Below are 4,867 nucleotides of genomic sequence, written 5' to 3' on the forward strand. Positions count from 1 at the left end.
CCCCCACCCCCGGTGAGTATTTGGCAAAGAGATGACGGCTCAGGCCGGTTTCTCTTTCGTCCTGTCGCGGGCGGCCGCCGCGCGCTCGGAGTCGGCGTCATAGGCGCGGATGATCTTGGCCACAAGATGGTGGCGCACCACGTCGGCGGCGGTGAAATAGTTGAAGCTGATGTCGTCGATCCTGCCCAAGAGCCGTTCGGCATCGGCCAGACCCGAGGGCACGCCGCGCGGCAGGTCGACCTGGCTGCGGTCGCCGGTGATCACCATGCGGCTGCCCTCACCGAGACGGGTGAGGAACATCTTCATCTGCATGGTGGTGGCGTTCTGGGCCTCGTCCAGCACCACGAAGGCATTGGACAGGGTGCGCCCGCGCATGAAGGCCAGGGGCGCGATCTCGATGCGTTTTTCCTCGATCAGCTTGGCCAGCTGCTTGCCCGGCAGGAAATCGTTCAGCGCGTCATAGAGCGGCTGCATGTAGGGGTCGACCTTGTCCTTCATGTCGCCGGGCAGATAGCCCAGTTTTTCGCCGGCCTCGACCGCCGGGCGGCTGAGGATGATGCGGTCGACATGGCCGCCGATGAACATCGACACCCCCACCGCCACCGCCAGATAGGTCTTGCCGGTGCCCGCCGGGCCGATGCCGAAGGCCAGTTCCTTGTTGAACAGGGACAGCACATAGGCCTTTTGCGCCTCGGTGCGCGGTTCGACCAGTTTCTTGCGGGTCTTGATTTCGACATGGCCGCCGCGGAACATCTCGAGCTGGTCGCCGTCGCGCGCGCCGGTGCCCTCTTCCGAGCCGCCCATGCGGATCTCGCGGTCGATGTCGGCGCTCTGCACGTCGCGCCCGGCCTCGAGCCGTTCATAGAGCGCCTGCAGCACCTCGCGGGCCTCGCTGCGGGCCTCTTCTTCGCCGTGGATCGCCAGCTGGTTGCCGCGGCGCACGATCTGCACCGTCAGTTTCTGTTCGATATCGGCGAGGTTGCGGTCGTATTCGCCGCACAGGTCGATCAGCAATCTGTTGTCCGGGAACTCGATCAGCAATTCGCCGATCGCGTCGGATGCGGACGGTGGGGTCAGGGCACCTGTGGCCAATCAACTCTCCTGCTCTGCTGAGTCCTTTTCAGCAAAGGGTGCCAAGTTGCGTCGGCAGGCGCAAGCAGCCAGTAGCAATTATCACCGGATCGTCACAAAAAAGGACCGCCCGCGAAGGCGGGCGGTCTGCGCAGGATCGGGTGGCCGGTCCGGTGGTACCGGGTCAGATCTGGTCCTTGAAGGCCGAGCCGGACTTGAACGGCCCGGTGGCGACGCCCGGAGGCGCGACGCCGGAACAGACCGGCTTGCCATAGGGGTCGAGACGCTGCGACAGGTAGCCCTCGACGCCGTCGTCGATGATCCAGTGGTCGCAGCCGTTGGGATCGACCCAGATGCCGGCGGTCATCGACGAGATGTGGTCGCTGTCAAAGCCGCGATCGACGGTCTTGTCGATCTTGTTGTCGCAGGCGGCCAGAGCGGTGACGGCACCCACCAGAAGAAGTCCCGGAACAAGTTTCATGTGATGCCCTCTCAGCGGATGCAGATAATTTCGACACGGCGGTTCTCGGCCATGCCTGCGGATGTTGCGTTGCTGGCGCGCGGCATGCGCTCGCCATAGCCGCGCACGTCGATCACCCGGGCGCCGGTCGACCGGGCCACCTTGGCCACGGAATTGGCGCGGTTGAAGCTGAGACGCATGTTGTATTCATCCGAGGCGCGGCTGTCGGTATGGCCGGCGATGATGAAGGCCGAGGCGGTGGCCGACGAGAAGAACTCGGCCAGGCGCTGGCGGTTGGCGGCGTTGATGTTGTAGCGGTCGGTGGCGAAGAACTGGTCCGAGTTCATCACCCCGCAGACATTGCCACGGCGGCAGACCGGAATCCCCTGCCGGTTGACATGCGGCGACATGTAGCCCTCGGCGCCGTCGTCCATGACCCAGTGTTCGCAGCCGTCGGGATCGACCCAGATCGCCGGGATGTATTCCTGTCCGAGCACGGTGCGTGTCGTCTGCGCGGCCGCGGGCTGGGCCAGCGACACCAGCGCCATCGCGATTGCGGCAACTCCCCCCAAGGCGGCCCGGGCGTGTTTGATCTTGTTCTTCGCCACAGCAATTTCCTCTGCCAATTGAATGCCTGCGACGGCTCCGGTTCAGGATCAGGTTCAGGGCCCGCGCAGTCAGATTTGAATATGAAGGCACTCTAGCAAATTTAGAGCATGTGTGAAGAAGAATTCACAATATCTGGTGGCCGATTGCCGCAGTGTTGCGGCAGCGCCCGGCGCCGGATGCGCCGCCGCGAGCGATCGCGGGCGGCGATTGTCGCCGCTGCGGGCACAACCGGCGGCGGCGGCGGGGATTGTTTCGCGCCCGTCAGGCCCCGGCCAGCACGCCCGACAGCGAGTTGGCGCCGCTCTCGACGATTCTGACCCGCGCCAGGTCGCCGACCCGCGCCCCGGCATCGGCGACATGGACGGCGTGGAGATATTCGGACTTGCCCAGCATCTGGCCGTCGAAACGGCCCGGTTTCTCGAACAGGACGCTGACCTCACGGCCGACCATGCGGTCCTGCACCGCGCGCTGCTGGCGGGTGATCAGCGCCTGCAAACGATAGAGCCGGTCCGAGGCCTCGGCATCGTCGACCAGCGCCCGCTCGGCCGCCGGGGTGCCGGGGCGCGAGGAATACTTGAAGCTGAAGGCCTGACCGTATTCGACCTCTTGAATGAGATCCATGGTGTCCTGGAAATCGGCCTCGGTCTCTTCCGGGAAACCGACGATGAAGTCGCCCGACAGCAAGATGTCGGGGCGGGCGGCGCGGATCCGCTCGACCAGCCGCAGATAGCTGTCGCGGTCGTGGCTGCGGTTCATCCGCTTGAGGATCCGGTCGCTGCCCGACTGCACCGGCAGATGCAGGTAGGGCATCAGCTTGGCGCAGCTGCCGTGGGCCTCGATCAGATCGTCCATCATGTCGTTGGGATGGCTGGTGGTAAAGCGGATCCGCTCGAGCCCGTCGATCCTGTCCAGCTCCCAGATCAGCCCGGCCAGCGTCATGTCGCCCTTGGGGCCGGCGCCGTGATAGGCGTTGACGTTCTGCCCCAGAAGGGTGATCTCGCGCACCCCGCGTTCGACCAGGTCGCGGGCCTCGGTCAGGATGCGGTCGACCGGGCGGCTGACCTCGGCGCCGCGGGTATAGGGCACGACGCAGAAGGCACAGAATTTGTCGCAGCCTTCCTGCACGGTGAGAAAGGCGGCGGGGCCGCGTTTGGCCTTGGGGCGCGACTTCAGCTTCTCGAACTTGTCTTCCTCGGGGAAATCGGTGTCGAGCGCCTTTTCGCCGCTGCGGGTGCGGGCCTCCATCTCGGGCAGGCGGTGATAGCTCTGCGGGCCGACCACCAGATCGACCAGCGGCTGGCGGCGCATGATTTCCTCGCCCTCGGCCTGGGCAACGCAGCCCGCGACGCCGATCTTCAGGTCGGGGTTCTCGGATTTCAGCCCCTTGAAGCGGCCCAGTTCGGAATAGACCTTTTCGGCGGCCTTCTCGCGGATGTGACAGGTGTTGAGCAGGATCATGTCGGCGCCCTCGGCGCTGTCGGTGGTCTCGTAGCCCGCCCCGCCCATGGCCTCGGCCATGCGTTCGCTGTCATAGACGTTCATCTGGCAGCCATAGGTTTTGATGAACAGCTTTTTCTTGTCGGCCATGTGCCCGGTCCCATCGCGGTTTCAGGGCGCCTGACTACATCAAAACCCCGGTGGCTTGCAATGCGTGTCGAATTGGCCGATTCTGGCGCCCAAAAGAGCAGGACACACGATGAGATACGCCTCGGTTTCGGATCTGGTGAACAATGGCAGGGCGGCGCTGGCCAAGGGGCCTTTGGCGCTGGTCTTTGCCGAGGACGACGTCGAGCTGGATTCGACCCTGCGCCATCATCTCGACCTCGGGTTCAAGCGGGTGATCTGCCTGATGCCCGAAAGTTTCACCATCGACCCGGGCCTTGACGATCAGGTGGTGCGCGTCACCATGGACCCGGCCAACGGGGCGGCGATGATCGACGCGGTCAACCGGGTGATCGGCGCCGCGCCGGGGCAATGGATCTATTACTGTTTCAACGCCGAATACCTATTCTTCCCCTTCTGCGAAAGCCGAAGCATCGGCGAGATGCTGGCCTTTCACAGCGAGGAACGCCGCGATGCGATGCTGAGCTATGTGGTCGATCTCTATGCCGCCGACCTCGGGCGCAACCCCGACGCGGTGTCGCTGGAAGAGGCGCAGCTGGACCGTTCGGGCTATTACGCGCTGGCCCGCGAGGACGCCCAGAACAACCACGCGCCCAAGGACCGGCAGCTGGATTTCTATGGCGGCCTGCGCTGGCGCTTCGAGGAACACGTGCCCTACGAGCGGCGCAAGATCGACCGCATCGCCCTGTTCCGGGCCAAGCCGGGGCTGAGGCTGCGCCCGGATTTCACCTTCGACGACGAGGAATACAACACCTACAGCTGCAAGTGGCACCACAATCTGACGGCGGCGGTCTGTTCCTTCCGCACCGCCAAGGCGCTGAAGCGCAACCCCGGCAGCCGCGACGCCATCGCCACCTTCGGCTGGCACAATTCGGTGCCCTTCGAATGGCATTCGCGGCAATTGCTCGATCTCGGGCTGATGGAGCCGGGGCAGTGGTTCTGAGGGGCAGTGGTTCCGGGGTGCCGAAGCCGGCGCCCAAAGGTCCGGCCCGGCCCGCCATCAGCGCGCGGTGGTCAGGTCGGCGCGCTATTTCTCGCGCAGACGGATGACGATATCGACCTTCGAGATCTCGGCCCCGTCGGGCACGTCCGGCAGGCGGCGGA

General features: G+C 65.0%; 5 protein-coding genes. 1 reads left to right on the top strand and 4 read right to left on the bottom strand.

Annotated features, from left to right (window positions below; all coding sequences use genetic code 11):
• Window positions 1-39 precede the first annotated feature (39 nt).
• The 4 genes from ABZD10_RS13695 to miaB form a co-directional block, all read right to left on the bottom strand.
• Entirely contained in the window at window positions 40-1,092 is a 1,053-nt protein-coding gene (locus tag ABZD10_RS13695; protein WP_372887296.1) for a PhoH family protein, read from the bottom strand.
• Window positions 1,093-1,255: 163 nt separating this feature from the next.
• Entirely contained in the window at window positions 1,256-1,552 is a 297-nt protein-coding gene (locus ABZD10_RS13700; protein WP_372887298.1) for a hypothetical protein, read from the bottom strand.
• A gap of 11 nt (window positions 1,553-1,563) precedes the next feature.
• Entirely contained in the window at window positions 1,564-2,079 is a 516-nt protein-coding gene (locus tag ABZD10_RS13705) for an OmpA family protein (RefSeq protein ID WP_372887304.1), read from the bottom strand.
• Between the two features lie 322 nt (window positions 2,080-2,401).
• Window positions 2,402-3,727, bottom strand: a complete 1,326-nt coding sequence (gene miaB, locus ABZD10_RS13710) for a tRNA (N6-isopentenyl adenosine(37)-C2)-methylthiotransferase MiaB (protein ID WP_372887300.1) — start codon at window positions 3,725-3,727, stop codon at window positions 2,402-2,404.
• A 109-nt stretch (window positions 3,728-3,836) separates the two neighbouring features.
• On the opposite strand from miaB, the gene ABZD10_RS13715 reads away from it, so the two are divergent.
• Window positions 3,837-4,706: a hypothetical protein gene (locus ABZD10_RS13715; protein WP_372887302.1), complete on the top strand. Its 870-nt coding sequence runs from the start codon at window positions 3,837-3,839 to the stop codon at window positions 4,704-4,706.
• Window positions 4,707-4,867 lie beyond the last annotated feature (161 nt).

Origin of the sequence: Shimia sp. (assembly GCF_041624275.1) — a bacterium.
Classification (GTDB): domain Bacteria; phylum Pseudomonadota; class Alphaproteobacteria; order Rhodobacterales; family Rhodobacteraceae; genus Shimia.